Here is a 24,914-nt window from a genome sequence, read left to right on the forward strand (position 1 = left end):
TGACCTCAACCTTCCTGAACCACCGCAGTGAATGGTTTACGACTGCTGCGCAGCCGGACGCAGGCTTCGCCAGCTGCTACAGGGGACTTCATCAGATTTAAGTTTTTGCGACATAGCCATGACCGGACTGTCATCATTCCTGGCACTTACGGTCATTGCTGTAGGACGTCGTCTTACGGACAATCAACCCTTGTTTTCGTTGATGGATCACCGGTATGTCGCAACAGATATTTTTCGCCCACGCCAACGGTTTTCCCTCGGGCACCTACGGCAAGTTGTTCGCGGCGCTGGCGCCCGAGTATCAGGTGACGCATCTGCAGCAGCACGCCCACGACCCGCGTTTTCCGGCGGATGACAACTGGTACAACCTGGTCGACGAGCTGATTCATCACCTCAGGCAGCAACCGGAACCGGTGTGGGGCGTCGGCCATTCCTTCGGTGGCGTGCTGCATCTGCACGCGGCGTTGCGGTGCCCCGAGCTCTATCGCGGCGTGGTGATGCTTGATTCGCCGGTGCTGACCCGCGCTGATCAATGGGTGATCCGCGCCGCCAAACGCTTCGGTTTCATCGATCGCCTGACCCCGGCCGGCCGTACGTTGGGACGTCGGGAAGAGTTCGCCGACCTGGAAGCGGCCCGACTCTATTTCGCTGGCAAAACCCTGTTTCGCAATTTCGACCCGGAATGCTTTGACGCTTACTTGCAACACGGCTTGCACAAGGTGGGTGACAGGCTGCGCCTGCGCTTCGACCCGGCCACGGAAATCAGTATCTACCGTGGCGTGCCGCACACCAGTCCCGGTCGCACACGGCAACTGAAAGTGCCCCTGGCGGTGGTGCGCGGGCACAAGAGCCGGGTGGTGATGCGTCATCACGCAAGCCTCGTGGGGCGCTTGCCGCAGGGCGAGTCCCTGACCATGCCTGGCGGCCACATGTTTCCCCTCGAACGTCCCCAGGACACGGCCACGCTGCTGAAGAACCTGTTCAGCCGTTGGGAAGGTCGCCACCAACAGGATTGCGCATGAGTAACGTCGTTGAAGAAGTTCGCCTGAGCCTACCGCATATCGAGTTGGCAGCGCACTTGTTCGGCCCTGAAGACGGCATGCCGGTGATCGCCTTGCATGGCTGGCTGGACAACGCCAACAGCTTCGCCCGGCTGGCGCCGAAGCTCAAAGGCTTGCGCATCATTGCACTGGACATGGCCGGTCACGGTCATTCCGGGCATCGGCCGACCGGTGCCGGTTACGCGCTGTGGGACTACGCCCATGACGCGCTGCAAGTGGCCGAGCAATTGGGTTGGAAGCGCTTTGGGCTGCTGGGGCATTCCATGGGCGCGATCGTTTCGCTGGTGCTGGCCGGTTCGTTACCGGAACGCGTGACCCATCTGGCGTTGATCGACGGCATCATTCCTCCTACAGACAAGGGCGAAAACGCGGCCGAACGGATGGGCATGGCCCTGCAAGCGCAGCTGGATTTGCGGGAGAAGCGCAAACCGGTCTACAACACCCTCGACCGGGCCATTGAGGCGCGCATGAAAGGCTTGGTCGCTGTCAGTCGCGAAGCCGCAGAACTGCTGGCCCAACGTGGATTGATGCCGGTGCCGGGTGGTTATACCTGGCGCACCGATAACCGCCTGACCTTACCGTCGCCGCTGCGTCTGACCTCCGAACAGGCGATGGCCTTCGTCCAGCGGGTCAGTTGTCCTGCAAAACTGGTGGTGGCTGCCGACGGCATGCTCGCCAAACATCCTGAGTTGCTGGAGCGTCTACCCTTTAGCCGTGAACAGCTGCCTGGCGGCCATCATTTACACCTGAATGATGAACCCGGCGCCGACCTTGTCGCAGACTGTTTCAATCGGTTCTTCGCCGTTCCTTGACTTGCGCCGGGCAACTGTCGAGGCTGGGCGGGTTGAAATGGGAGACAACCATGATAGATCTCTACACCGCTGCGACCCCGAATGGCCACAAGGTCTCTATCGTGCTCGAGGAACTCGGCCTGCCCTACACGGTGCACGCCTTGAGTTTCGACAAAAAGGAACAGAAGTCCGAGGGCTTCCTCAAGATCAATCCCAATGGCCGGATTCCGGCGATTGTCGACCGCGCCAACGGCGATTTCGCCGTGTTTGAATCCGGCGCCATCCTGATTTACCTGGCTGAACTGAGCGGCAAACTGCTGCCAACAGACCCCAAGGGGCGTTCAGTGGTCCTGCAATGGCTGATGTTCCAGATGGGTGGGATCGGCCCGATGCAAGGCCAGGCCAACGTGTTTTTCCGTTATTTCCCGGAGAAACTCCAGGGCGCCATCGATCGCTATCAACATGAAACCCGCCGCCTCTATGAAGTGCTCGACACACGCCTGCAAGCCGTGGAGTTTCTGGCCGGTGAGTACAGCATTGCCGACATCGCCACTTATCCGTGGGTCCGTGGCCATGAGTGGTCGGGTGTCGAGGTCGACGGTTTGCCGGCCCTGCAGCGCTGGATGGCAACCATGGAGGCGCGTCCGGCGGTACAGCGCGGTTTGCTGGTGCCTGAGCGCATCGATGACGCCAGTATCATCAAGGGTGCCCAGGCCATGCTGATCCGATGAGTCTATCCATGCGTTCACTCAGTCTGCTGTTGCTGTGTTGTTTCAGTCCGCTGTTATTTGCCGCCGATGTCCCGGGCAGTCAGGACCTGCCGATCGTGCCACGTATGGTCGATGCGCAGATCGTCGACTATCGTCCGGTCGTCGAACTTGAGCGGATCTATCCACTGGGCTCGATCCGCAAAATCAGCGGCCAGTTGCGCTTTGACGGCCAGGTCGCTGCCCGCGGGCAAACCACGTCGGTAACCTACGAGTTGCCACCGGAGCATTCCTCCACCGAGGCCTTCACCGCCGCTCGTGAAGCCTTGCAGAAACAGCATGCCGAGTTGCTGTTCTGGTGCCAGGCCCGTGATTGCGGCGAAAGCAGCCTGTGGGCCAATGATGTCTTCGGCAATGCCAAGCTCTATGGCGCTGATGATCAGCAAGCGTTCTTGCTGTTGCGTCTGGCGGCCCCACAGGACAACACGCTGGTGGCGCTTTACAGCATCACACGCGGCAATCGCAAAGCTTATCTGCACGTCGAACAGTTTGACGCCGCCGCACCGCTGGGTGATTTGCTGCCGACTTCTGCAACCTTGCTTCGAGAACTCAAAAGCACCGGTGAACTCGATTTCCCCAAATTGACCGGCGATCCTGACGATGCCTGGCTGCGCCTGATCTCTCGTGGGCTGAATCTGGACACCACGTTGCGGGTCAGTGTTTCCGGGCCGAAGGCCGAAGCCTGGCGTCAGGCGCTGATCGGGCAGGGCGTGCGAACCGCCAGGATGGAAGCGGGTAGCGTCGAGGGCGCTGGCTTGCACATCGAACTGTTGCGATAAGCTTTATCAGGCGAACGTACACGCTGCGTTCGCCTGCTCCTTTGCGGACTGACTTTTTTCGAGATTTAGATGATCAATAACGATCGGCTGTTGGTGCAGATCCTGCTCCTGGTGCTGTTTGGCGCGAGCTTCTGGGTGATGGCGCCGTTCTGGTCGGCGCTGTTCTGGGGCGCGGTGCTGGCGTTTGCCAGCTGGCCGCTGATGCGTTTGCTGACGCGTTTGCTTAATGGTCGCGAATCTCTGGCGGCGGCTTTGCTGACGCTGGGCTGGATGTTGCTGGTGGCAGTGCCATTGGTTTGGCTGGGGTTCAACCTCGCGGATCATGTGCGCGATGCCACGGCGTTCATCAAGGATGTGCAGGTCGACGGGCTGCCGGAAGCGCCGACCTGGCTGGGCAGTATTCCCTTGGTGGGCGAGCGGCTGGTGGGGGTCTGGAACAGCATTGATCAGCAGGGCGCGGCGATGATGCTGGCGGTCAAACCTTATCTGGGTCAGGTCGGCAATTGGTTGCTGGCGCGCAGTGCGCAAATTGGCGGCGGGATACTTGAGCTGACGTTGAGTATCGTCTTCGTGTTCTTTTTCTACCGTGACGGGCCGCGTCTGGCGGCGTTTGTTCACGGGCTGCTGGAACGTCTGATTGGTGACCGTGCCGGGTATTACATTGAATTGGTGGCGGGCACGGTGCAGCGGGTGGTGAACGGCGTGATCGGGACGGCAGCGGCCCAGGCGGTTCTGGCGTTGATCGGGTTCTTGATTGCCGGGGTGCCCGGGGCGCTGGTGCTGGGGATCGTCACGTTTTTGTTGAGCCTGATTCCGATGGGGCCGCCACTGGTGTGGATTCCGGCCACGGCCTGGCTGGCCTGGAAGGGCGAGTACGGGATGGCGGTGTTTCTCGGGATTTGGGGGACGTTCATCATCAGTGGCGTCGACAACGTGCTCAAACCGTATCTGATCAGCCGGGGCGGTAATTTGCCGTTGGTGATTGTCCTGCTCGGGGTGTTTGGCGGGCTGATTGCCTTCGGGTTTATTGGCTTGTTCATCGGCCCGACGTTGTTGGCGGTGGCCTACAGCCTGTTGAACGACTGGAGCAAGAGTCAGGCTCGGGTTGAGGATCGCCGGCCCTGAAATTTTTGGTTGAAGCATAGGGCCCCTTGGTCGGAACGCCGCCCGGAGCAAGCTCGCACACATTGATTTTGTATCGATAACAAATTATGTGATCAATGCAGATCAACTGTGGGAGCGAGCCTGCTCGCGATGCTTTTGACTCAGGTCGCGACGTTCAGGTATTTACCCACGGTCGCCACGTTGTCGAGCGAGTACTGCTTGCTCAGGTTGGCGATCATTTTGTTCAGGGCTTCGGTCACGTTCGACTGAGCGGTGGAGCTGTCGGTGTTTCGCTCGCGGCCGGCTTGCAACGCCGCTTTCAACTCGTCGCTGCTGACGCCGCCACTGCTGTCGCTATCCAGCACTTTGAGCAACGCGGCGCTGGTGTCGGTGTTGGTCGATGAGGTGCTGCTGGTCTGCAACGCGCGGGTCAGTTCGGTGGCGCTGACACTGCCGTCGCTGTCCGCATCGAGCTGGCTGAACAGTTCATCGCTGGACACTTGTTGAGGTGGCGGCGGAGGCGGGGCGAGGCTGGCGGCGAGTTCATCCTGGCTGACTGAGCCGTCTTTGTTTTTGTCCAGGGCCGAGAAGATTTCTGTGCTGTCGGCGCTGCTGCCGGCGTTGGCCAGGCCGTTGCTCAGTTCATCGCTGCTGACGGCACCGTCACCGTCGGCGTCCAGGGCGCTGATCAGCGCGTCAGCCAGTTCGGTGTTCGGTGCCTGATCCCGTGGCGGTGGCGGCGGAGGGGCCATCGCGGCCATTTCTTCACTGCTCAGGCTGCCGCTTTCATCGCTGTCCAGGTCGGCGAAATTCTTGCTCAGGCTGACCAGCAGGCCGTCGTCGGTTTTCTGCGACAGAGCGCTCTTGAGTTCATCCTGATCCACCGCGCCGTCGCTGTTGCTGTCGAGTTTGGCGAGCAGTTCTTTCTGAAATTGCTGGCTGCGGGCGGTGTTGGTGGTGTTGGTGCTGGTATAGCTCGTGTAACTGCTGACGCTACCGATCATTGCGCTCACTCCTTGGAATGGATAACCGGTGGGTGCACCGGCTTATGCAGCCTCAAGGGGCAAGTTGTCGTGGGTATGTGAGGTTTGTACCGAGCGGTACACAGAGCGGTCATCAGGCTCGGGGCAGGCGAATCACTGCTGTCAGGCCACCACTGGGCGTTTCTTCCAGGCTCAACTGCCCTCCCAGGCGTTCGGCCGCCTGGCGGGCGATGGTCATGCCCAGTCCGACGCCACCGGAGTTGCGGTTGCGCGAACCTTCCAGACGAAAGAATGGCTCGAACACCGCTTCACGCTTATCCGCCGCAATACCCGGGCCATGATCGATGACCCGTATCACCAGGGTTTCGCGAGTGTCTTCGAGCGTAATCATTGCCTGCCCGGCATAACGCAGGGCATTGTCCAGCAGGTTGTTGATGCACGAGCGCAAGGCCATCGGCTGCACTTGCAACGGTGCGCAGTGGCCGCTGGTCAGAACATCGGCGCCCTGGTCCTGGGCGTTTTCACTCAGGGATTCAACCAGCGCCTGCACGTCCATCCATTGCAGAGCCTCACTGGTGCGCTGTTCGTGCAGGTAAGTGAGGGTGGCGTCGAGCATGCCAATCATGTCGTCCAGATCCTGACGCATCTGGCCTTGCAATTTGTTGTCGTCGATCTGCTCCAGTCGCAGCTTGAGCCGAGACAGCGGCGTACGCAGGTCGTGGGAGACAGCGCCAAGCATCCGCGAGCGTTGCTGCACTTGTTCACGAATGCGTTGCTGCATCTTATTGAAGGTGTTGGCCGCTTGCCGTGCTTCCCGTGGGCCGGACTCATCCAGAGGCGGGCTGTCGAGGTTTTCGCTCAGTCGCTCGGCAGCATCGCTCAGGCGCTGGATCGGCCGGCTCAGCAGTTTGGCACCGTACCAGGCGGCGATGATCAGCGAGACCAGTTGAAAGGTCAGCGGCACCAAAGGGCCGCCGAACCACGGCCGCGGGGGGCGATTGTCGAAGCGTGGGTCCATGGGCGGACGCTGCCCGTCGAAGTTTTCGGAAAATTCCGGGGGCGGCGGGGGCGGCGGGGGCGGCGGCGGGCCGTAATAGTGAAACCAGAAAAACGCCAACAGGTGCGCCAGGATGATCGCCACCAGCAGCATGCCAAACAGGCGGCCGAATAGCGTATCGAAGCGTGCACGCATCAGCCGATCTCTCTGGCGTCGAACAGATAACCCTCACCGCGAACGGTTTTGATCAACTGCGGCGCTTTCGGGTCATCACCGAGCTTCTGGCGCAGGCGCGAGACCAGCAGATCGATGCTGCGATCAAAGGCTTCGATCGAGCGACCGCGAGCGGCATCCAGCAATTGTTCGCGGCTGAGTACCCGACGCGGACGTTCGATGAACACCCAGAGCAAACGGAACTCAGCGTTGGACAACGGCACCACCAGACCGTCAGCGGCGATCAACTGACGCAGCACGCTGTTCAGGCGCCAGTTGTCGAAACGGATGTTGGCCCGCTGTTCAGAACGATCGTCGCGCACCCGGCGCAGGATGGTCTGGATGCGTGCCACCAATTCACGCGGTTCGAACGGCTTGGCCATGTAGTCGTCGGCGCCCAGTTCCAGGCCGATGATCCGGTCGGTCGGTTCGCAGCGGGCGGTGAGCATCAGGATCGGGATGTCCGATTCTGCACGCAGCCAGCGGCACAGTGACAAACCGTCTTCGCCGGGCAGCATCAGGTCGAGCACCACCACGTCGAAATGCTCCGCTTGCAGCGCCAGGCGCATCGCGGCGCCATCGGTGACGCCGCTGGCGTGAATGTTGAACCGGGCCAGATAGTCGATCATCAGTTCGCGGATCGGGACGTCATCGTCGACGATCAGGGCGCGAATGCTCCAGCGTTTTTCGTCGCCGGGCGCTTTTTGATCGTCGTTCACAGGTGCGTGGAGGTTGTGCATGCGTGCGTTCATCTGCCAGGTAGGCTGCCAACCACAAAGATGGGCTGCGAGGTTGTGGTTTCAGCATAGGCGTCCGGCCCGGAGGCGGGAAGTGCTGTAAGGACGTGTTGCGGCTGCCGAAGGTAACGTTGAAGGGTGTTGCAGGCGTGTCATGTGTGTATCTGACTCGACACATTTGGCGCAAGGGCTAGTCTTGCTTGAGCCGCCTCGACGAATTACCGATCATCGGGTCCCGCAGAGGCGCTGGTTCCGCTACAATGCGCGCCGATTTCGACCTGCCTGAGAGCCCACTCATGTCCGCCTGCCAGACTCCTATCATCGTCGCCCTGGATTTCCCGACCCGTGACGCCGCACTGAAGCTGGCCGATCAGTTGGACCCGAAGCTGTGCCGGGTCAAAGTCGGTAAAGAACTGTTCACCAGCTGCGCTTCGGAAATCGTTGGCACCCTGCGTGACAAGGGGTTCGAAGTGTTCCTGGACCTCAAGTTCCATGACATCCCGAACACCACCGCCATGGCCGTCAAGGCGGCTGCGGAGATGGGTGTGTGGATGGTCAATGTGCACTGCTCCGGTGGTTTGCGCATGATGGCCGCGTGCCGCGAAGTGCTTGACCAGCGCACCGGTCCGAAACCCTTGCTGATCGGCGTGACCGTGCTGACCAGCATGGAGCGTGAAGACCTGGCGGGTATCGGTCTGGATATCGAGCCGCAGGAGCAAGTGTTGCGCCTGGCCGCGTTGGCGGAAAAAGCCGGGATGGACGGTCTGGTGTGCTCGGCTATGGAAGCTCAGGCCCTGAAATCGGCGCACCCGTCGCTGCAACTGGTCACCCCGGGGATTCGTCCGGCGGGCAGCGCCCAGGACGATCAGCGCCGCATTCTGACCCCGCGTCAGGCGCTGGATGCCGGTTCCGATTATCTGGTGATCGGCCGTCCGATCAGCCAGGCTGCGGATCCGGCGAAGGCGTTGGCGGATGTCGTAGCCGAAATCGCCTAAACACCGCTAAAACCTGTGCGAGCTTGCTCGCGATGACGGTGTATCAGACAACAATGATGTTGACTGACACTCCCTCATCGCGAGCAAGCTCGCTTGGTTTTTGTGGTGCCTTGGAATATCGGGTTAAACCTTCAGCACCAACTTCCCGAAATTCTCGCCGCTGAACAATTTCATCAGCGTCTCCGGGAACGTCTCCAGTCCTTCAACAATATCTTCCTTGCTCTTGAGTTGCCCCTTGGCCATCCAGCCGGCCATTTCCTGTCCGGCGGCGGCGAATTGCGCGGCATAATCCATCACCACAAAACCTTCCATCCGCGCGCGGTTGACCAGCAGCGACAGGTAGTTGGCCGGGCCTTTGACCGCTTCCTTGTTGTTGTACTGGCTGATGGCGCCACAGATCACCACCCGCGCCTTCATGGCCAGGCGACTCAACACCGCGTCGAGGATATCGCCACCGACGTTATCGAAATACACATCGACACCTTTCGGACATTCGCGCTTGAGGCCGGCGTGGACGTCTTCGTTTTTGTAATCGATGGCACCGTCAAAACCCAGTTCGTCGATCAGGAACTGGCACTTGTCTGCGCCCCCGGCAATGCCGATGACGCGGCAACCTTTGATCTTGGCGATCTGCCCGGCAATGCTGCCCACCGCACCGGCCGCGCCCGACAGCACCACGGTGTCGCCAGCCTTTGGCGCACCGACATCGAGCAGGGCGAAATAGGCGGTCATCCCGGTCATGCCCAGCGCCGACAGATAGCGCGGCAGAGGCGCCAGTTTCGGATCGACCTTGTAGAAACCTCGTGGCTCGCCAAGGAAGTAATCCTGCACACCCAAGGCGCCATTGACGTAATCGCCTACCGCAAAGCCCGGATTATTCGAGGCAACGACTTTGCCTACGCCCAATGCGCGCATCACTTCGCCGATACCGACCGGTGGGATGTAGGACTTGCCCTCGTTCATCCAGCCACGCATGGCCGGGTCCAGGGACAGGTATTCGTTTTTGACCAGGATCTGACCCGCAGCCGGTTCGCCGACCGGTACTTCTTGATAGGTGAAGGTCTCGCGGGTCGCCGCGCCCACCGGACGTTTGGCGAGCAGGAACTGGCGATTGGTCTGGGTAGTCATGACAGGCACTCAAGATGAATGAAGACTTGTTGATAGCCCTTCATGAACGATGCCGCAAGTTTGGCTGATGCGGCGAATGCACATCGATCCAGTGCAGTGATAGTCGAACCGGCGGTTTTATCACTGTCACTCATGGGCACCCAACCGGCCTTCTGATAGTGCTGCCGCGCCGCAGGCCCTTGTGGCTAGATTGCGAACACGCGATCCCCCGCATCTTCTCTTTGAGGACATAACAATGAGCATGACGTTTTCTGGCCAGGTCGCCGTTGTAACGGGCGCTGCCAATGGCATTGGCCGCGCGACCGCCCAGGCGTTCGCCGCTGAAGGCTTGAAAGTGTTGGTGGCCGACCTGGACGTGGCGGGTGGTGAGCACACGGTGGCGCTGATTCGTACCGCTGGCGGTGAAGCCACCTTCGTGCGCTGCAACGTCACGCTGGAAAGCGATGTGAAAAATCTGATGGACGAGGTGGTCAATACCTACGGCCGTCTCGACTATGCCTTCAACAATGCTGGCATCGAGATCGAGAAAGGCAAGCTGGCCGAAGGCACGGTCGATGAGTTCGACGCGATCATGGGCGTCAACGTCAAAGGCGTCTGGTTGTGCATGAAATATCAGTTGCCCTTACTGCTGGCCCAAGGCGGCGGTGCAATCGTCAACACCGCATCGGTCGCCGGTCTCGGGGCTGCACCGAAGATGAGCATTTACGCGGCGTCGAAACACGCGGTGATCGGCCTGACCAAATCGGCGGCCATCGAATACGCCAAGAAAAAGATACGCGTGAACGCGGTGTGTCCGGCAGTGATCGACACCGACATGTTCCGCCGTGCCTATGAAGCCGACCCGAAGAAAGGCGAGTTCGCCAATGCCATGCACCCCGTCGGGCGCATCGGCAAGGTTGAGGAAATCGCCAGTGCGGTGCTGTACCTGTGCAGCGACGGCGCAGCGTTCACCACGGGGCATTCACTGGCGGTGGACGGTGGCGTCACGGCGTTCTGAAACCAAGCACTGAAACGTAGGAAAAAGCCCGCATTTTTGCGGGTTTTTTTTCGGTTCCTTAAAGGTGCCGGACAATGTGTTTCAAATGGTTAGAACCGACGGTTTTAGTGGCGTTGTCGCACAGCTGATCGAGCGCTCCTGTGATTAACTGTTTCCCGCAAAACGGACAGGAGTTTGCTTGCTCATGGAGTTGAGAATCGATCGACAGGCATTGGTGCCGGTCGTACAGCAAATCGTCGACGCGCTAGCCAGCTGGCTACGTCGTGGCGAGGTGCCGCCGGGGACACGTTTGCCTTCTGTGCGGCAAATCGCCCGGATCAATTTGCTCAGTCAGTCCAGCGTCGTTGAGGCCTGTGAGCGTCTGGTGGCACAAGGGGTGCTGGCGTCGCGTCATGGCGCCGGTTTCATAGTTGCCATGCCAGCGCTGGTCGCTCAGGGGCAACAGGATTGCCCCTGGTTCGAGGGGGCAGAAATGAAGCAGGGCGGCATTTCTGGCGAACTCAAACTGGGGTGTGGCGGACTTCCCGAGAGCTGGCGCGAAACTGGCGACCTGAGCTACGCGATCCGTCAGGTCAGTCGCTCCGACATGGCCGGCCTGTTCAACTACAGCACGCCGCTGGGCCTGCCAGCCTTGCGGCAACAGATTCACAAACGGCTGAAACAGCTCGATATCCTGGTGGAGGAAAGCCGGATCCTGACAACGGCGGGGGCCAGTCAAGGGCTGGACCTGATCGTGCGGACCTTGTTCAAGCCGGGTGATTGCGTGGTGGTGGAGAATCCCGGTTATTCCTTGCTGTTCGATTTGCTCAGGCTGCACGGGGTCAGCATGATCGAGGTGCCGCGAACTCCGCGCGGGCCGGACATTGCAGCGCTTGAGGCGCTGCTGGTTAAGTACAGGCCCTGCGGGATCTTCATCAATAGCTTCTATCACAATCCCACGGGCAGCAGCCTGGCGCCGGCGGTGGCGCAGCGGGTTCTGCAACTGGCCAAAACTTATGGCCTTCTGGTAATCGAAGACGACGTCTATGCGGATTTGCACAGCGGCCCCGGTACACGCCTCGCTGCATTGGGTATCGATGACAACGTGATCTACGTCGGCAGCTACTCCAAAACCCTCAGCAGCTCGTTACGGGTCGGTTTTGTAGTGGCCGGCGCCGGGGTTATTTCGCGGCTGGCCGAGGTCAAGATGATCAGCAGCATGGGCGCCTCACGGTTTTGCGAATCGGTGCTGGCAAGCCTGTTGGCCAGCGGTGCCTATCGAAAATTGGTACAGCGCCAGCGCCAGCGTTTGAGCAATGACAGGGAGGCGGCGTTGCAAGTGCTTGAAGACGCCGAGTGGGAGGTGTTCGGCAAGCCGGTCGGAGGCCTGTTCATCTGGGCGCGATCGCGGATGTCCGACTACGCTCAGGTGCGCAAACAAGCCCAGCGCTTCGGTGTCCTGTTGTCTTCTGCGACGGCATTCAGTCCCACCGCAGAGGCCAGTGACTGGCAGCGTATCAATGTGGCCTATGCCTGTGATCCGCGAGCCCGGGCGTTTTTTCAGGCCACCGCTCTGGATCGACCTCAAGCGTTCTGAAAACGACGTAAGCGTAGCTTTTTGCCATTATTCCGACGCCAGAGACTTGTGTTGATACAGGCCCGTTGCGAATCTGCGTTAACAGACTATGTCAGGGGACTAAGTGCAATGATTTCGGCCGTGCAAGGACGTTTTGCCAACCTCGGTATGGCGAAAAAACTGGGTGTCGGGTTTGTACTGGTGCTGCTGTTGACCGCCCTGGTGGCGGCCATCGGCGTATGGTCCCTGCAAACCATCAGCCAGCGCTTCGACGGGCTCAAGCAGATGTCGTCGCTCAACAGCGGTTTGCTCAAGGTGAGGCTGCTCGAACAGGAATACGCCTTGCACGGCAACCCGAAAACCGCTGATGCCCTGCACGAGGGCGTTGACGGCCTGATCGCCCTGGCAACCCAACTGAAAGCGGCGTCTGCGGCCAACGTGCCGGTGATGAATGACGTCGAGCAGTCCTTGGGGGCTTACCGCAAGGCCTTTGACGAGTTCGTCTCGCTCAGCCAGGCCAAGGACCTGGCACTGGAGATGGCCAGTTGGTCGGTGTCCAGCGTGGCCAACAACCTCGATGTGCTGCAGGCCGGGCTGGCCGATGACGGCGCTTATACCTTGAAGGAATCCGAAGGCAAGGACGGTGGGCAGTTCATCGAACAGGCCAATCAGGTCAGCCAGGTGTCGCGGTTGATGTTGCAAGCCATGAACGAAGCGCGCGTGCGCCTGGACCTGAGCCGCAAGGGCGACGACAGCGCTGGGCAGGGCAAGATCGAGCAGGCCGACCAGGCACTGGCCCAGGCCGAGCAGCTGAAGACCACGGTCAAGGATGAGGGTTACCAGACGGTCCTCAATGAAGTGGTCGGACACATTGGCGGATTCAGCGAAAAACTGGCCGAGTACACAGGCCTGCTGGCGCAGGAAAAAACCGTTTATGAGCAGCTGCATCAGCGCGCCGCTCAGGTGGTGGAGCGGGTGGATCAGGCCTATGTCGCCGAAGACCAGTCGATGCAGGCGGAGCTGAAAAAGAACTCGCTGCTGATCATCGGTTCCTCGGCGCTGGCGCTACTGGTCGGGCTGATTGCGTCCTGGGTGATTACCCGGTTGATCGTGGCACCGCTGCGCAGTGTGATCCGTGTTGCTCAACAGATTGCCTCTGGCGATTTGAGTGCGACGGTTGAAGTGACCCGTCGTGATGAGATCGGGCAACTGATGCAGGCCATGCAGCAGATGGGCGCGGGGCTTAGCAGCATTGTCAGCGGTTTGCAGGCGGGTATCGAACAGTTGGCCAGTTCGGCGCAGTCGCTGTCGGCGGTGACCGAGCAGACCAACCTTGAAGTCAGTAGCCAGAAGGAAGAAACCGAACAGGTCGCTACCGCGATGAATCAGATGACGGCCACCGTGCACGACGTTGCGCGTAACGCGGAGGAGGCCGCTCAGGCGGCTCAGACGGCCGACGGCAAGGTTGAAAGTGGTCAGCAGGTGGTGCGCCAGAGCATGGCGCGGATCGAGCAGTTGGCGGATTCAGCCACCTCGGCCAGTTCGAGCATCGAAAGTTTGAGTGCGGAAATCCAGAACATCGGCACAGTGCTTAGCGTCATCAAGAGTGTGGCCGAGCAGACCAACCTGTTGGCCCTCAACGCCGCTATCGAAGCGGCTCGAGCCGGCGAGCAGGGCAGGGGCTTTGCGGTGGTGGCCGATGAAGTGCGGGCACTGGCCAAGCGCACTCAGCAATCGACCGAGGAGATTGAACGACTGGTGAGCGCCTTGCGCTCGGCGGCTCAGTCTTCTGTTCAGCAGATTCAGAACAGTGGCGAGCTGGTGAAGCTGGCGGTGAGTGATGCGTTGCAGACTGAGAGTGCGCTGGGGAGTATTGCAGCGGCAGTGTCTTTGATACAGCAGATGAACCAGCAGATTGCAGCAGCTGCCGAGGAGCAGAGTTCAGTGGCTGAGGAGATTAATCGCAGTGTCACGAGTATTCGGGCCAGTGCGGATCAGTCTTCGTTGGCGATGCAGGGGAATGCGGCTTCCAGTATTGAGTTGGCGCAGTTGGGGGTTGAGTTGAAGGGGATGGTGGGGCACTTTCGGCTTTAAGGCGTACACCTATCAACTGTGGGGGCCGGGCTTGGTCCGGGCGGCGTTCCGACGATGACGGCCTGGTAGTCGACCTTTCTGTCCTGGCTGTGCCCGCCCATCAACCTCAATGCAAAAAAAAGCCACCTGCTTAGGTGGCTTTTCTACTTTCTCTGATCAGTCGTAGATCACTTTTTTCTTCCAGTCCGCATCGGCCTCGACGTCTTTGAGGCCTTCGGTCAACTGGTTCACTTCGCCTTCTACCGGGGCGATGTTGTCCATGACTTGTGCGTTGGCGCGAGCCAGGAGTTTTTCCAGGTATTCCAGCTGTTCGGCGTAGACCTGGGGTTCCTGTTGTTTGCGCAGGTATTGCACGCCGCGTTCGAACGCCAGGCGGGCCTGGCCGGGCTGGTTCTGTTGCAGGGCGTGCTGGCCGAGGTTGTTGAAGAATTCGATGTGCAGCAGGACCAGGATGTGGCGAACTTCGCGGATCCAGCGTTTGGCTTCGTTGGTCGGCAGGAAGCCGTCCTGTGCGGCGCGAGTGATTTGGCCGTGCAGGGCTTCGAGCAGGAAGCGTACGTCTTTGGCTTTGGCCTCGGTCTGGATCGGTGCCGGCGGGTTGTTGACCGGGATCGATTCGCCCTGGCCGACCAGGGCGCTCAGTTCGCCAATCCGTGCCTTGAGGTTGGAGCTGGTTTTTTCCAGGTTAAGCAGGCGTTGGCAGACGTTCAGTTCCAGACGGGTCAACAGCAGCTTGAGCGCCGGTGTCATCAACTGGCCGGGGAAGGTCTCGGTGATTTCGCCGCAACGACGCAGACGATCGTTGAGCTCGACTTTGGCGCGGGCCTTTTCCAGCTTACTGTTTTCCACCACATGGTTCATGTAGCCAATGGCGATCAATAGTGCGATCCCGGCTACGACTAGCAGGGTGATCATGAGTGGTGTCACCGGTAAGACCTCTTTATGGGGTTCGCGTGCGAGTGTAGTGGCTTGGCATTGGGACGCATAGCGCCACTCAGCGAGTTGAATCGGCTACTGCACTGCCTGTATCGGCCGCGTTCCTGCTTATATAAGTAATAGCGTGCGAGGTGCACATTGCCATCATCTTTGGCGTGGGTGGACTATAACGTCTTGGCGGGTGTCAGAATATAGGCGTCAAACCCCGGGCGACGGAAAGCCCGGATTAGTGTCTCAAAGCAGGGCGAAGTCATTGATTTAAATAAATTTATATCTGGGGGTTGACGACCCCTCAATCCATCCATAGAATGCGCGCCACTTACAGCGTAAAGCACACAGCGAAACGCGGTAGGAAGTGAATGTTGTACGTGTGTCCCCTTCGTCTAGTGGCCTAGGACACCGCCCTTTCACGGCGGTAACAGGGGTTCGAGTCCCCTAGGGGACGCCAATGCGGGAATAGCTCAGTTGGTAGAGCACGACCTTGCCAAGGTCGGGGTCGCGAGTTCGAGTCTCGTTTCCCGCTCCAATTTTAAACAGCGTTGCTTTCGGGCGAGGCTGAGTGAAACCAGAACCGGTATCTTCGGATTCGGATTTGGGCACTGAAATACACACCATGTGTTTCAGTTAGCGTGTCCCCTTCGTCTAGTGGCCTAGGACACCGCCCTTTCACGGCGGTAACAGGGGTTCGAGTCCCCTAGGGGACGCCATTTGCGGGAATAGCTCAGTTGGTAGAGCACGACCTTGCCAAGGTCGGGGTCGCGAGTTCGAGTCTCGTTTCCCGCTCCATATTTAACGAAAACGCCGCTCAGCAATGAGCGGCGTTTTTGTTTGTGTTGCATTCGAGACGATCAAAGAGTCGGACCCGCCAAAATAACGGGTCCGAAAGGGCGATCAGAGCTTCGGCAACTGCCCAATACGCCCCATCATCTCGGTCACGATCTGCAGATCCAGCAGGGCTTTGACCCATTCCCGCTCAGGGTTGCGGTACATCGGCTCGGCGATCGAGTAGTCGAAGGCCACTGCAACGTGGGTCTTCTTGCTCCAGGCGCCAAGCTTTTCAGCGATTTCGGCCTTCAGCACTTCGGGGGACTTGCCCTTCGGCACCCGCAGGTTGACCGCGAGCTTGAAGGCTTTCTCTTCCAGCGTGACATAGGTCAGGGCATCCTGGCCACCGGGTTAACACCTGACTCGGGCTCGGAGGAGTGGGCCGAAACGCCGGTGACCGTGAGCTTGACGTCCTTGCCGACGACCTTGGCGGTTACCTCGAAGTTGCCGCCATTGCGCTTGGCATAATCGCTACCTGCCTTCTGCAGGCTGGCGGCCAATTCAGCAGGCTTCTCACTCAAAAGGGTGACGGCCGATGTCGACGGAATCTGGTTGGTGGTCATGCCGCCTGTCATCGATATGATTTCAGCGTCCTTACCCTCTGCCTTGCGCTTGGCGAAGTTCGCCATGACAGTGCCGTAGCCTTTCTCGGCAATCACTACTGGGTAGCTACCATCCAGCGCCAGGTTGTAGTTAGGTGTCGGGTTGTTTTCGAAGTATTAGGGGATGGCGTCGCCGGTGGTTTCTTCGGTGGCGTCGGTTGGCGTGCGCTGTCAGGGTGAACGACGAAAGGCTGGCCAGTATCAGGGTTGACGCGGCCAGGTGCTTGAGTGAGAAATTCATTGCTGAGGGCATTCCTTTGCAGGCAGTTTGTGAGAAGTTTCTGATCGATGAGACAGAAACGTTACCAAGCTAACACCACGAGAGAGCGATAGGGGAGTCCCCGAAGTGAGATCTGTCGCACATAAATGAAAAAGCAACGCAGAAACGAAAAAGGCCCGCCAGTCTGACTGAGCGGGCCTTTTGCATGGGCGAAAGTTTTACATCGACAGAATCAGGCGCCCGGCGAACAGGATCAAAATCACCCCCATGGTGCGTTCAAACCAGTGCCCCATGCGCATAAACAGTAGCCGTACCCGGGCACTGGAAAAGAACAGCGCGACGATCACAAACCACAGCGCATTCACAAAACACATCCAGACCCCGTAAAGCGCCTGGATTTTCAGTGGTGTTGTGGCGCTGATGATGGTGGTGAAGATCGCCAGGAAAAACAGTGTGGCTTTCGGGTTGGTCGCGTTGGTCAGGAAACCGGTGGTAAATGCCTTCAGCAACGTTTGTTCTACAACCGGTTCGTCAGGCTTGTCGCCTTCCAGTACGGTCTTGGGCTTGCTGCGCAACAGGCTGACACCGAGGTACAAAATGTAAGCGCCACCCACAACCTTGGCCACCGTCAGCAGCCAGGGTGTCGTATGCATCAGCGCGCCGACGCCGAGCAAGGTGTAAAGCACATGCACGGAAATGCCCGCGCCGATGCCCAGCGCCGTGCAAATCCCGACCAGTCGACCGAAACGCACGCTCTGACGGATGGTCACTGCGAAGTCCGGTCCGGGTGCAACCACGGCCAGAAAGTGGATAGTTGCCAGCGCCAGAAACTCGCCCAGGTAATTCGAAAGCATCTCAACTCCAGAAAGTAAGGGGTGAAGCATTGCCGCGATAGCCGACAAAGAACGAAAGGCTCAAGCGCGGATCAGCCACACCCGGTGTCACCGAGTGCATGCAGCGCGAATTGAACATGATGAAATCACCCGGCTCGGGAAGAATCTCCAGGGTCGGAGTCCCGAGCAGAACCGGATCGATGCCGTAACTGTCACCACGCATTTCGTCGAACTGGTCCGGGGAGATGTCGTGGTCCCACATCTGCAGTGCACCGCCCTCGGCGGGCATGTTCAGGTAAACATTGCAGGCGAACTGCGCTTCCAGGCTTTTGGCCTGGTAACTGTCCGGGGCGTCCTTGGCGAAAATGTCGTGGTGGGCCAGAAAACAGATCCCGGGTTTCACCACCCGGGACAGCCCGACATACATCTTGCGACCGTAGAGATTTTCCAGGTGAGCACCCGCCGGCCAGGACTCGTCGAGCATGCAGCGCAGGGTGTCGACGGGGGACGAATAGGGCGCACACCGGTTGCGTAATTCCGCAATGTTGCGGGTGGCGCGTTCGAAATAATCTTCGATCAGCAGCGGCTGGTTTTCCGCTTCATAAAACGCCATGCCGATGCGGCCGATGCTCGGCGCATTGATATAGCCTTCGAAGCCCGGGGCGAGGATCTTGTCGCCAATCTGAATCGCCAGCGGCTTGGGCAACAAGCCTTTGACGCGGATGGCGAGGACTTCTTCGTTGGCCAGTTTTTTTATGCACGTCTCATCGAGACGCTCGACGTCAAGCATCATGTCTTAGGTCCATCTATCAGATAGTCAACAGAACCCGCGACCGCAGGTTCCCCCGGCGTGAGGCGATGACAGGAACGCATCACCCAAATGCTCAATCCACGCTGTAGTGGACTGACAGCGTTCCCTTCTTCAGTGAAAGGGACGTGATCGTGACCGCGCCCAAATCCTTCAGGCTGCGTACATGGGTGCCGCCGCAGCCGTAGGCGGGCAGTTCACCGAAACCGATTTCCCGGGCGCCTTCACGCATCGACGTCAGGCGCGGCAGATCATTGGCGATCCACTGCGAGATGCCGTGCTGAATCATCTCGGCATCAACCTCTTTTGCCGACTCTGCCGGTTTGAATTGCACGCGTCCTTCACCCGGCCAGTGATGAGCCTTGATCGGCATCCAGCCCATGGCCTGGACGAAGTGGCCGATCAGGTGGCCGGCGGAATGCATGCGTGAATTGAACTGGCGGCGTTGTTCGTCGACCCGAATCTGAGTCATGCCCGGTTTTACCGGATGGTCGACGAAATGAATGATCCGGTCCGGATCCTGAGCAACCCTCAGTACTCGGCTTTCGCCGATCCAGCCGGTGTCAAAGGGCTGTCCACCGCCTTGGGGATGAAACAACGTGGCGCGCAGCACCACGGAAAATTCGTTCTCGTGGGGCGTGCAATCCAGGACTTCCACATTGGCCTTGAGGTCATCACTATGGAAAAAGAGGCGAAGCGTCATATTCCATGCCCTTATTAACAAATCTATTTTTTATTATATGAAGCGTGGAATTGCGTGATAATCCGTTCAAACATCAAAGGACTGTTGCGCTGTGAGCATAAATCTTCCACTACCGCTGCTCGGTGAAATGGCGATCTTCGTCAAGGTTGTCGAGACCGGCAGCTTCTCCGAGGCTGCTCGCCAGTTGGGTTCTTCACCCTCGGCGGTCAGTCGCAGCATTTCGCGCCTGGAGAAGGCGCTCGCGACCCGTTTGCTGCAGCGAACCACGCGCAAGTTGCGCTTGAGCGACGGTGGGGAAGAGGTGTTCAAACGCTGCCAGGAGATGGTCAGCGCAGCCAAGTCGGTGATGGAAATCAGCGGCCAGTTCACCCATGAAGCGGAAGGTCTGGTGCGCGTCAGTGTGCCGAAGGCGGTGGGGCGTTTCGTGATTCATCCGCATATGCCGGAATTTCTGCGTCGCTATCCCAAAGTGGATGTGGAGCTGTTGCTTGAGGACCGCCAGGTGGATTTGATCGACGACAACGTTGATCTGGCGATTCGTATTACAGATCGGCCACCTGCTGGACTGGTCGGTCGGCAATTGCTGACCATCGATCATATGCTCTGTGCAACGCCGCAATACCTGGCCGAGCACGGCACACCGACCCATCCCCACGACTTACTCAACCACAGCTGCATCTATCTGGGCGAAACGCCGAGCGATGCACGCTGGAAATTCAAGAAAGGCAGCAAGGCTGTAACCGTTGGCGTGCGCGGACGTTATGCGGCCAATCACACCGGCGTGCGGTTGGGCGCAGTGTTGCAGCACATCGGGATTGGCAGCCTGCCGTACTTCACCGCACGTTATGCGCTGGAGCAAGGGCTGATCGTGCAGGTGCTGCCGGACTGGACCTTTCTGGCGTCATACCACGGCGGTGCCTGGCTGCTGCATTCGCCAACCCGTTATTTGCCACCGAAGTTACGGGTGCTGATCGACTATCTGGTGGAGTGCCTGGAGAAGGAGCCGACCCTGAGTAAGCCGGGCAAGCCCAGTGCGTTGGGAAAAGTCGCTGCGCAGTATGAGTTGCCCGAGAGTGATGGGTTGCTATAAAAAACAAGATCAATAAAAAGGCCCGCATGTACAACCATGCGGGCCTTTTGTATTTCTGACCGAGGATCAGTGCTTGCTGTCGTCTTTCGACATCGCCAGCAGCTGTTTTTCCTGGTTCCAGTCGAAAGGTTCATCGTTTTGTTCGGCTTCGAAACGACGTTCTTCCAGCGCCTGATACAAGTCGATTTCATCGTCGGGCATGTAATGCAGGCAGTCACCGGCGAAGTACCACAGCAGGTCGCGCGGGACCAGGTGGGCGATTTGCGGGTAGCGGGTGATCACCTGGCACAGAATGTCCTGGCCCAGGTATTGGCTTTCGATCGGGTCGACCGGCAGCAACGCACGCAGTTCGTCGAAGCGCTCCAGGAACAAGGCATGGCTTTCTTCGGGAACCTGTTCGGCCTCACCTACGGCGACCAGGATGCTGCGCAGGTGGTCGAGCAAGACAAGATGATCGGCAACGACATTGGACACGAGATAAGTCCTCAAGAGCAAAACGGGCGCGGGAGTATAAAGCCCCCACGCCCTTTTTTACATGTGTAGAGGACGCTGGCTGGATCAGCGGACCTTTCCTTCGCCCAGCGCCAGTTCCTTTTTGTCGAAATCATCGACATCAATCACCTTGCGCCGCGCCGCTTCGGCGTCACGCAGGGTCTGTGCTTCCACGGGCTGCAGCACGCCAGCCTCAAGCGCTGCATCGATGACGTGTTCCCCTGCGACCGGTTTGACCTGGCCGCTTTTGAGTGCGACATGAAGCTTTTTGCGCAGCGGTTGCGCGGCACTCAGCAGGTTACACGCATGTTGCAGGGCGCCGACCGGGTCATCAGTGGATTGCGGCCGGTAGCAACCGCCGAGCAACTCTTCCAGGGTTGGATCGCCCTTGGCGCGGCCGATCACCGCCGCCACTTCGGCGCCGAGTTTGTCCGATGGCCCTTTGTGACGACGACCGAACGGGAACACGATCACCCGCAACAGGCAACCCAACACCTTGTTCGGGAAGTTGGTCAGCAGTTCATCCAGCGCTCGTTCCGACTGCCCAAGGCTTTCTTCCATGGCCCAGGTAAACAGCGGTGCCATGTGCTCCGGTGAATCGAGGTCGTGGTAACGCTTGAGTGCGGCGGAGGCGAGGTACATGTTGCTGAGCACATCCCCCAGACGTGCCGACAGACGTTCGCGTCGTTTCAATTCGCCGCCCAGCAGCATCATGCTCAGGTCGGCGAGCATGGCAAACGCAGCCGCCTGGCGATTGAGGGCGCGGAAGTAACCCTGGCTGAGCTTGTCGCCTGGCGCGTGTTCGAAGTGACCGAAACCAAGGTTCAGCACCAGCGTGCTGGCGGCGTTACTCACGGCGAAACCGATGTGTTTGAGCAGCAGGCCATCAAACTCGATGAGGGCCTGGTCCTTGTCTTCACGACCGGCGAGGGCCATTTCCTTAAGCACGAAGGGATGGCAGCGAATCGCGCCCTGACCGAAGATCATCAGGTTGCGCGAGAGAATGTTCGCGCCTTCCACAGTGATGAAAATCGGCGCGCCGTTCCAGCTGCGACCGAGGTAGTTGTTCGGCCCCATGATGATTGCCTTGCCGCCATGAACATCCATGGCGTGGCTGATGCACTCGCGGCCGCGTTCAGTGAGGTGGTACTTGAGAATCGCCGACAGCACCGATGGCTTCTCGCCCAAATCCACCGCATTGGCCGTGAGCATCCGCGCCGCGTCCATCATCCAGGCGTTGCCGCCGATGCGCGCCATCGCTTCCTGAATACCTTCGAAGGCCGACAGTGGAACATTGAATTGTTCACGGACCTGAGCGTACTGGCCGGTCACCAGACTGGTGAACTTGGCGGCACCGGTGCCGACCGCTGGCAATGAAATCGAACGCCCGACCGACAGGCAGTTCATCAGCATCATCCAGCCTTTGCCGATCATTTCCTGGCCGCCAATGAGGAAGTCCAGCGGTACGAAGACATCTTTGCCGGAGTTCGGGCCATTCATGAATGAAGCGCCCAACGGCAAGTGACGGCGGCCGATTTCAACACCGGCGGTATCGGTCGGGATCAACGCCAGACTGATCCCCAGGTCTTCCTCCTCACCCAGCAGGTGATCCGGGTCGTAGGCCTTGAACGCCAGGCCGAGCAGGGTGGCAACAGGACCCAGCGTGATGTAACGCTTTTCCCAGTTCAGGCGCAGGCCCAAGGTTTCCTTGCCTTCCCATTCGCCTTTGCAGATCACTCCGGTGTCGGGCATGGAGCCGGCATCGGAGCCGGCCAGGGGGCCGGTCAGTGCGAAGCACGGGATGTCATCGCCGCGCGCCAGTCGTGGCAGGTAGTGGTTGCGTTGCTCGTCGGTGCCGTAATGCAGCAGCAGTTCGGCCGGACCGAGGGAGTTGGGGACCATCACGGTAGAGGCAAGGTCGCCGCTGCGGGTCGCCAGTTTCATCGCCACCTGGGAGTGGGCATAGGCGGAGAAACCCTTGCCGCCGAACTCCTTGGGAATGATCAGGGCGAAGAAGCCGTTTTCCTTGATGTAGGCCCAGGCTTCGGGAGGCAGGTCCATGGTTTGACCTATCTGCCAGTCGCTGACCATCGCGCAGAGTTCTTCGGTCGGGCCGTCGATAAAGGCCTGTTCCTCTTCGCTCAGCTGTACTTTTGGATAGGCCAGCAGTTTGTTCCAGTCCGGGCGACCGCTGAACAGTTCACCGTCCCACCACACCGTGCCAGCATCAATCGCATCGCGTTCGGTTTGCGACATTGGTGGCAGGGTTTTCTGGAACCAGTTGAACAGCGGCGCGCTGAAAAATTTTCGGCGCAGGTCGGGCAACAACAATGGCGCAGCCACTGCCGCGATCAACACCCAGAAAATCAGCAACAGCCAGCCTGGCGTGCGGCTGAAAGCGCCCATCGCCACCATGTAAACGGCAACGACGCAAAGGGCGGGCAGTGGAGCGATGCGTCGGTGGGCTAAATAAGCAATCCCGACAACCAGAACCAGTATCCACAACAGCAGCATATTTAATCCTCCGTGAAACCAGGGCAAAACCGACTTTCAGAGCTTAGACGGCATCCGCAAAACAGGGTGGTCAGAGCGATGTGATTGAATTCGTGGGAAACCATGGATGTGTTTTGTAGGCCCGGTTGGCAACAAGCCGCGGAAATCGTTCGTTGGGCGGGCGGCAAAGCGTCCATGTTTGGCCGAAACGTCGTTATCTCTGTGCTGAACGTGTCGCTAGACTCGTGGCTTCCCCAGGAGATTGTTCTCATGCACGAGTATCTGAGTCCCGGCCGCTTCATCGATAGTGACCACCCGTCGGTGGTGGAGTTCGCCGAAAAACATCGCGGCAGCCGTCGCGACCCTCTAGAGCAGGCGATCAATCTCTATTACGCCGCGCGCGAAGCCGTGCGTTACAACCCTTACACCTTCAGTCGCGATCCGGATACCTTGCGCGGCAGTTATGCGCTGGCAGCGGGGGAAAGTTATTGCGTGCCAAAAGCCACGCTGCTGGCCGGGTGCGCCCGGCATTGCGGGATTCCCGCGCGGATCGGTCTGGCGGATGTGCGCAATCATTTGTCGACGCCGCGGTTGCTCGAGTTGCTCAAGAGCGACGTGTTCGCCATGCACGGCTATACGGAGCTGTATCTGAACGGAAGCTGGGTCAAAGCCACGCCAGCGTTCAACCAAGGCTTGTGCGAACTGTTCAATGTCGCACCACTGGAATTCGACGGAATCAACGACAGCGTTTTCCATCCGTACAATCGCGACGGCGAGCAATTGATGGAATACCTGATCGACCACGGCCAGTTCACCGACGTGCCTGAAGCGTTCTTTTTCGAGCACCTGGAGAAGTGCTATCCGCATCTGTTCAGCGACACACTGCCCGCGCTGCTGGGTGACATGCAGAGCGATTTGAGTCGCGCCTGATCCCGCGTATGCTGCCTGCGCATTCATCCATAAAGAGGCGGTCATGCTGAAGATCTGGGGTCGGAAAAACTCGTCGAATGTCAGAAAACCTTTGTGGGCCGCCGAGGAGCTGGGCCTGGCTTATGAAGCCATCGATGCGGGCGGCGCCTTTGGTGTAGTCGATACGCCGCAGTACCGTGCGATGAACCCCAATGGCCGCGTGCCGGTGATTGAGGACGAGGGTTTCGTGCTGTGGGAATCCAACGCCATCGTGCGTTACCTGATGGCTCGCCACGCCAACGGCACAGCCTGGTATCCAGAGGATCTGCAGGCCCGGGCTTCTGCCGACAAGTGGATGGACTGGACCACTTCAAGTTTTGCCGGCCCGTTCCGTACGGTGTTCTGGGGGGTGTTACGTACTCCGGAAAGTCAACAGGACTGGCCCGCAATCAACGCCGCGATCAAGGAGTGCGATGGCCTGCTGTCCATGGCCGACCAGGCACTGGCGACCCAATCCTACCTGTCTGGCGATGAGATCGGCATGGGCGACATTCCTCTGGGCAGTTTTATTTATGCCTGGTTCGAGATGCCGATCGAGCGCGCACCGCAGCTTCATCTGCAAGCCTGGTATGCACGCCTGAAACAGCGTCCGGCGTATCAGAAAGCGGTTATGACCGCGTTGACTTAATACTCACTATCGACACACTTGACTGTACTTGTGTGGCGGCGCCAAGCACCATTGCGCTCGTGCGCCGCGGTTGTATTAGTCGCCGCCCGCCCTTGTTTGTCCCTTTCTTCCCTT

22 protein-coding genes, 4 tRNA genes and 1 pseudogene are annotated in these 24,914 nt (G+C 59.3%); 16 read left to right on the forward strand and 11 right to left on the reverse strand.

Annotated elements, in window-relative coordinates; genetic code table 11:
- Positions 1-215: 215 nt before the first annotated feature.
- From MO767_RS15405 to MO767_RS15425, 5 genes are all read left to right on the forward strand, one after another.
- Positions 216-1,022, forward strand: coding sequence for an alpha/beta hydrolase (locus MO767_RS15405; RefSeq protein ID WP_282481205.1), 807 nt, complete (start codon positions 216-218; stop codon positions 1,020-1,022).
- Complete coding sequence (locus MO767_RS15410; RefSeq protein WP_282481206.1) at positions 1,019-1,873, forward strand: alpha/beta hydrolase; 855 nt, start codon at positions 1,019-1,021, stop codon at positions 1,871-1,873. The genes MO767_RS15405 and MO767_RS15410 overlap by 4 nt, the downstream gene beginning before the upstream one ends.
- 50 nt (positions 1,874-1,923) lie before the next feature.
- A complete protein-coding gene (locus tag MO767_RS15415) occupies positions 1,924-2,583 on the forward strand; it encodes a glutathione S-transferase N-terminal domain-containing protein (RefSeq protein WP_129437518.1) in 660 nt (219 codons plus the stop codon).
- An 8-nt stretch (positions 2,584-2,591) separates the two neighbouring features.
- A complete protein-coding gene (locus MO767_RS15420) occupies positions 2,592-3,398 on the forward strand; it encodes a DUF4892 domain-containing protein (RefSeq protein ID WP_282481207.1) in 807 nt (268 codons plus the stop codon).
- Between the two features lie 69 nt (positions 3,399-3,467).
- Complete coding sequence (locus tag MO767_RS15425; protein WP_282481208.1) at positions 3,468-4,523, forward strand: AI-2E family transporter; 1,056 nt, start codon at positions 3,468-3,470, stop codon at positions 4,521-4,523.
- Between the two features lie 140 nt (positions 4,524-4,663).
- Here the strand turns inward: MO767_RS15425 and xopAW are convergent, their stop codons facing one another.
- The 3 genes from xopAW to MO767_RS15440 all read right to left on the reverse strand — a co-directional run bounded on the left by xopAW (position 4,664) and on the right by MO767_RS15440 (position 7,435).
- On the reverse strand, positions 4,664-5,506 hold the full coding sequence (gene xopAW / locus MO767_RS15430) for a XopAW family type III secretion system calcium-binding effector (protein WP_282481209.1): 843 nt from the start codon (positions 5,504-5,506) through the stop codon (positions 4,664-4,666).
- Between the two features lie 112 nt (positions 5,507-5,618).
- Positions 5,619-6,677, reverse strand: coding sequence for an ATP-binding protein (locus tag MO767_RS15435; protein WP_282481210.1), 1,059 nt, complete (start codon positions 6,675-6,677; stop codon positions 5,619-5,621).
- Positions 6,677-7,435: a response regulator gene (locus MO767_RS15440; protein ID WP_282481211.1), complete on the reverse strand. Its 759-nt coding sequence runs from the start codon at positions 7,433-7,435 to the stop codon at positions 6,677-6,679. Before MO767_RS15440 ends, MO767_RS15435 begins: the two co-directional genes overlap by 1 nt.
- A gap of 293 nt (positions 7,436-7,728) precedes the next feature.
- Between MO767_RS15440 and pyrF the strand changes: the two genes are divergently transcribed.
- Positions 7,729-8,427, forward strand: coding sequence for an orotidine-5'-phosphate decarboxylase (gene pyrF, locus MO767_RS15445; protein ID WP_282481212.1), 699 nt, complete (start codon positions 7,729-7,731; stop codon positions 8,425-8,427).
- Between the two features lie 123 nt (positions 8,428-8,550).
- On the opposite strand, the gene MO767_RS15450 is transcribed toward pyrF, so the two are convergent.
- The gene (locus tag MO767_RS15450) at positions 8,551-9,555 is read right to left on the reverse strand and encodes an NADP-dependent oxidoreductase (RefSeq protein ID WP_095132391.1); all 1,005 of its coding nucleotides are present in this window, start codon (positions 9,553-9,555) and stop codon (positions 8,551-8,553) included.
- A gap of 235 nt (positions 9,556-9,790) precedes the next feature.
- Here MO767_RS15450 and MO767_RS15455 point away from each other — a divergent pair, with 235 nt between their 5' ends.
- The 3 genes from MO767_RS15455 to MO767_RS15465 all read left to right on the forward strand — a co-directional run bounded on the left by MO767_RS15455 (position 9,791) and on the right by MO767_RS15465 (position 14,201).
- Complete coding sequence (locus tag MO767_RS15455; protein ID WP_282481213.1) at positions 9,791-10,552, forward strand: SDR family oxidoreductase; 762 nt, start codon at positions 9,791-9,793, stop codon at positions 10,550-10,552.
- 184 nt (positions 10,553-10,736) lie between these two features.
- Positions 10,737-12,128 carry a PLP-dependent aminotransferase family protein gene (locus tag MO767_RS15460; protein ID WP_282481214.1) on the forward strand — a complete coding sequence of 464 codons (1,392 nt, stop codon included), beginning with the start codon at positions 10,737-10,739 and terminating at the stop codon, positions 12,126-12,128.
- A 108-nt stretch (positions 12,129-12,236) separates the two neighbouring features.
- Positions 12,237-14,201: a methyl-accepting chemotaxis protein gene (locus MO767_RS15465; protein WP_282481215.1), complete on the forward strand. Its 1,965-nt coding sequence runs from the start codon at positions 12,237-12,239 to the stop codon at positions 14,199-14,201.
- 156 nt (positions 14,202-14,357) lie between these two features.
- Here MO767_RS15465 and MO767_RS15470 read toward each other — a convergent pair whose 3' ends face one another.
- A complete protein-coding gene (locus tag MO767_RS15470) occupies positions 14,358-15,116 on the reverse strand; it encodes a hypothetical protein (RefSeq protein ID WP_282481216.1) in 759 nt (252 codons plus the stop codon).
- A gap of 393 nt (positions 15,117-15,509) precedes the next feature.
- On the opposite strand from MO767_RS15470, the gene MO767_RS15475 reads away from it, so the two are divergent.
- The 4 genes from MO767_RS15475 (at position 15,510) to MO767_RS15490 (ending at position 15,923) form a co-directional block, all read left to right on the forward strand.
- A tRNA-Glu gene (locus MO767_RS15475) sits at positions 15,510-15,585 on the forward strand.
- 2 nt (positions 15,586-15,587) lie between these two features.
- Positions 15,588-15,663, forward strand: a tRNA-Gly gene (locus MO767_RS15480).
- Between the two features lie 105 nt (positions 15,664-15,768).
- Positions 15,769-15,844, forward strand: a tRNA-Glu gene (locus MO767_RS15485).
- A gap of 3 nt (positions 15,845-15,847) precedes the next feature.
- Positions 15,848-15,923, forward strand: a tRNA-Gly gene (locus tag MO767_RS15490).
- A 105-nt stretch (positions 15,924-16,028) separates the two neighbouring features.
- Here the strand turns inward: MO767_RS15490 and MO767_RS15495 are convergent.
- From MO767_RS15495 to MO767_RS15510, 4 genes and pseudogenes are all read right to left on the reverse strand, one after another.
- Positions 16,029-16,714 (reverse strand): annotated as a pseudogene (locus tag MO767_RS15495) (dipeptidase); the annotation flags it as partial.
- A gap of 288 nt (positions 16,715-17,002) precedes the next feature.
- The gene (locus tag MO767_RS15500; RefSeq protein WP_282481217.1) at positions 17,003-17,638 is read right to left on the reverse strand and encodes a LysE family translocator; all 636 of its coding nucleotides are present in this window, start codon (positions 17,636-17,638) and stop codon (positions 17,003-17,005) included.
- Position 17,639: 1 nt separating this feature from the next.
- Positions 17,640-18,410 (reverse strand): 2OG-Fe(II) oxygenase, encoded by a 771-nt coding sequence (locus tag MO767_RS15505; protein WP_282481218.1) that lies wholly within the window; start codon positions 18,408-18,410, stop codon positions 17,640-17,642.
- Positions 18,411-18,501: 91 nt separating this feature from the next.
- Positions 18,502-19,128 carry an alanyl-tRNA editing protein gene (locus tag MO767_RS15510; protein ID WP_282481219.1) on the reverse strand — a complete coding sequence of 209 codons (627 nt, stop codon included), beginning with the start codon at positions 19,126-19,128 and terminating at the stop codon, positions 18,502-18,504.
- 91 nt (positions 19,129-19,219) lie between these two features.
- Here MO767_RS15510 and MO767_RS15515 point away from each other — a divergent pair, with 91 nt between their 5' ends.
- Positions 19,220-20,218 (forward strand): LysR family transcriptional regulator, encoded by a 999-nt coding sequence (locus tag MO767_RS15515; protein WP_282481220.1) that lies wholly within the window; start codon positions 19,220-19,222, stop codon positions 20,216-20,218.
- Between the two features lie 66 nt (positions 20,219-20,284).
- Here the strand turns inward: MO767_RS15515 and MO767_RS15520 are convergent, their stop codons facing one another.
- On the reverse strand, positions 20,285-20,692 hold the full coding sequence (locus MO767_RS15520) for a PA2817 family protein (protein ID WP_008152400.1): 408 nt from the start codon (positions 20,690-20,692) through the stop codon (positions 20,285-20,287).
- A gap of 84 nt (positions 20,693-20,776) precedes the next feature.
- Positions 20,777-23,224 carry an acyl-CoA dehydrogenase gene (locus MO767_RS15525; RefSeq protein ID WP_282481221.1) on the reverse strand — a complete coding sequence of 816 codons (2,448 nt, stop codon included), beginning with the start codon at positions 23,222-23,224 and terminating at the stop codon, positions 20,777-20,779.
- Between the two features lie 249 nt (positions 23,225-23,473).
- Here MO767_RS15525 and MO767_RS15530 point away from each other — a divergent pair, with 249 nt between their 5' ends.
- On the forward strand, positions 23,474-24,133 hold the full coding sequence (locus MO767_RS15530; RefSeq protein WP_282481222.1) for a transglutaminase family protein: 660 nt from the start codon (positions 23,474-23,476) through the stop codon (positions 24,131-24,133).
- A 43-nt stretch (positions 24,134-24,176) separates the two neighbouring features.
- Positions 24,177-24,800 carry a glutathione S-transferase gene (locus MO767_RS15535; protein WP_282481223.1) on the forward strand — a complete coding sequence of 208 codons (624 nt, stop codon included), beginning with the start codon at positions 24,177-24,179 and terminating at the stop codon, positions 24,798-24,800.
- The last annotated feature ends 114 nt before the right edge of the window (positions 24,801-24,914 follow it).

Origin of the sequence: Pseudomonas sp. UYIF39 (genome assembly GCF_029963765.1) — a bacterium.
In the GTDB taxonomy this organism is placed as follows: domain Bacteria; phylum Pseudomonadota; class Gammaproteobacteria; order Pseudomonadales; family Pseudomonadaceae; genus Aquipseudomonas.

What these genes read in the sequence shown, in the direction of transcription:
- MO767_RS15410 (WP_282481206.1), top strand. Translation starts at nt 1,019, where the DNA reads ATGAGTAACGTCGTTGAAGAAGTTCGCCTGAGCCTACCGCATATCGAG.
- MO767_RS15535 (WP_282481223.1), top strand. Translation starts at nt 24,177, where the DNA reads ATGCTGAAGATCTGGGGTCGGAAAAACTCGTCGAATGTCAGAAAACCT.
- MO767_RS15470 (WP_282481216.1), bottom strand. Translation starts at nt 15,116, where the DNA reads ATGATCACCCTGCTAGTCGTAGCCGGGATCGCACTATTGATCGCCATT.
- MO767_RS15420 (WP_282481207.1), top strand. Translation starts at nt 2,592, where the DNA reads ATGCGTTCACTCAGTCTGCTGTTGCTGTGTTGTTTCAGTCCGCTGTTA.
- MO767_RS15510 (WP_282481219.1), bottom strand. Translation starts at nt 19,128, where the DNA reads ATGACGCTTCGCCTCTTTTTCCATAGTGATGACCTCAAGGCCAATGTG.
- MO767_RS15435 (WP_282481210.1), bottom strand. Translation starts at nt 6,677, where the DNA reads ATGCGTGCACGCTTCGATACGCTATTCGGCCGCCTGTTTGGCATGCTG.
- MO767_RS15450 (WP_095132391.1), bottom strand. Translation starts at nt 9,555, where the DNA reads ATGACTACCCAGACCAATCGCCAGTTCCTGCTCGCCAAACGTCCGGTG.
- MO767_RS15415 (WP_129437518.1), top strand. Translation starts at nt 1,924, where the DNA reads ATGATAGATCTCTACACCGCTGCGACCCCGAATGGCCACAAGGTCTCT.
- MO767_RS15405 (WP_282481205.1), top strand. Translation starts at nt 216, where the DNA reads ATGTCGCAACAGATATTTTTCGCCCACGCCAACGGTTTTCCCTCGGGC.
- MO767_RS15455 (WP_282481213.1), top strand. Translation starts at nt 9,791, where the DNA reads ATGAGCATGACGTTTTCTGGCCAGGTCGCCGTTGTAACGGGCGCTGCC.
- xopAW (WP_282481209.1), bottom strand. Translation starts at nt 5,506, where the DNA reads ATGATCGGTAGCGTCAGCAGTTACACGAGCTATACCAGCACCAACACC.
- MO767_RS15440 (WP_282481211.1), bottom strand. Translation starts at nt 7,435, where the DNA reads ATGCACAACCTCCACGCACCTGTGAACGACGATCAAAAAGCGCCCGGC.
- MO767_RS15465 (WP_282481215.1), top strand. Translation starts at nt 12,237, where the DNA reads ATGATTTCGGCCGTGCAAGGACGTTTTGCCAACCTCGGTATGGCGAAA.
- MO767_RS15525 (WP_282481221.1), bottom strand. Translation starts at nt 23,224, where the DNA reads ATGCTGCTGTTGTGGATACTGGTTCTGGTTGTCGGGATTGCTTATTTA.
- MO767_RS15530 (WP_282481222.1), top strand. Translation starts at nt 23,474, where the DNA reads ATGCACGAGTATCTGAGTCCCGGCCGCTTCATCGATAGTGACCACCCG.
- MO767_RS15460 (WP_282481214.1), top strand. Translation starts at nt 10,737, where the DNA reads ATGGAGTTGAGAATCGATCGACAGGCATTGGTGCCGGTCGTACAGCAA.
- MO767_RS15425 (WP_282481208.1), top strand. Translation starts at nt 3,468, where the DNA reads ATGATCAATAACGATCGGCTGTTGGTGCAGATCCTGCTCCTGGTGCTG.
- MO767_RS15505 (WP_282481218.1), bottom strand. Translation starts at nt 18,410, where the DNA reads ATGATGCTTGACGTCGAGCGTCTCGATGAGACGTGCATAAAAAAACTG.
- pyrF (WP_282481212.1), top strand. Translation starts at nt 7,729, where the DNA reads ATGTCCGCCTGCCAGACTCCTATCATCGTCGCCCTGGATTTCCCGACC.
- MO767_RS15500 (WP_282481217.1), bottom strand. Translation starts at nt 17,638, where the DNA reads ATGCTTTCGAATTACCTGGGCGAGTTTCTGGCGCTGGCAACTATCCAC.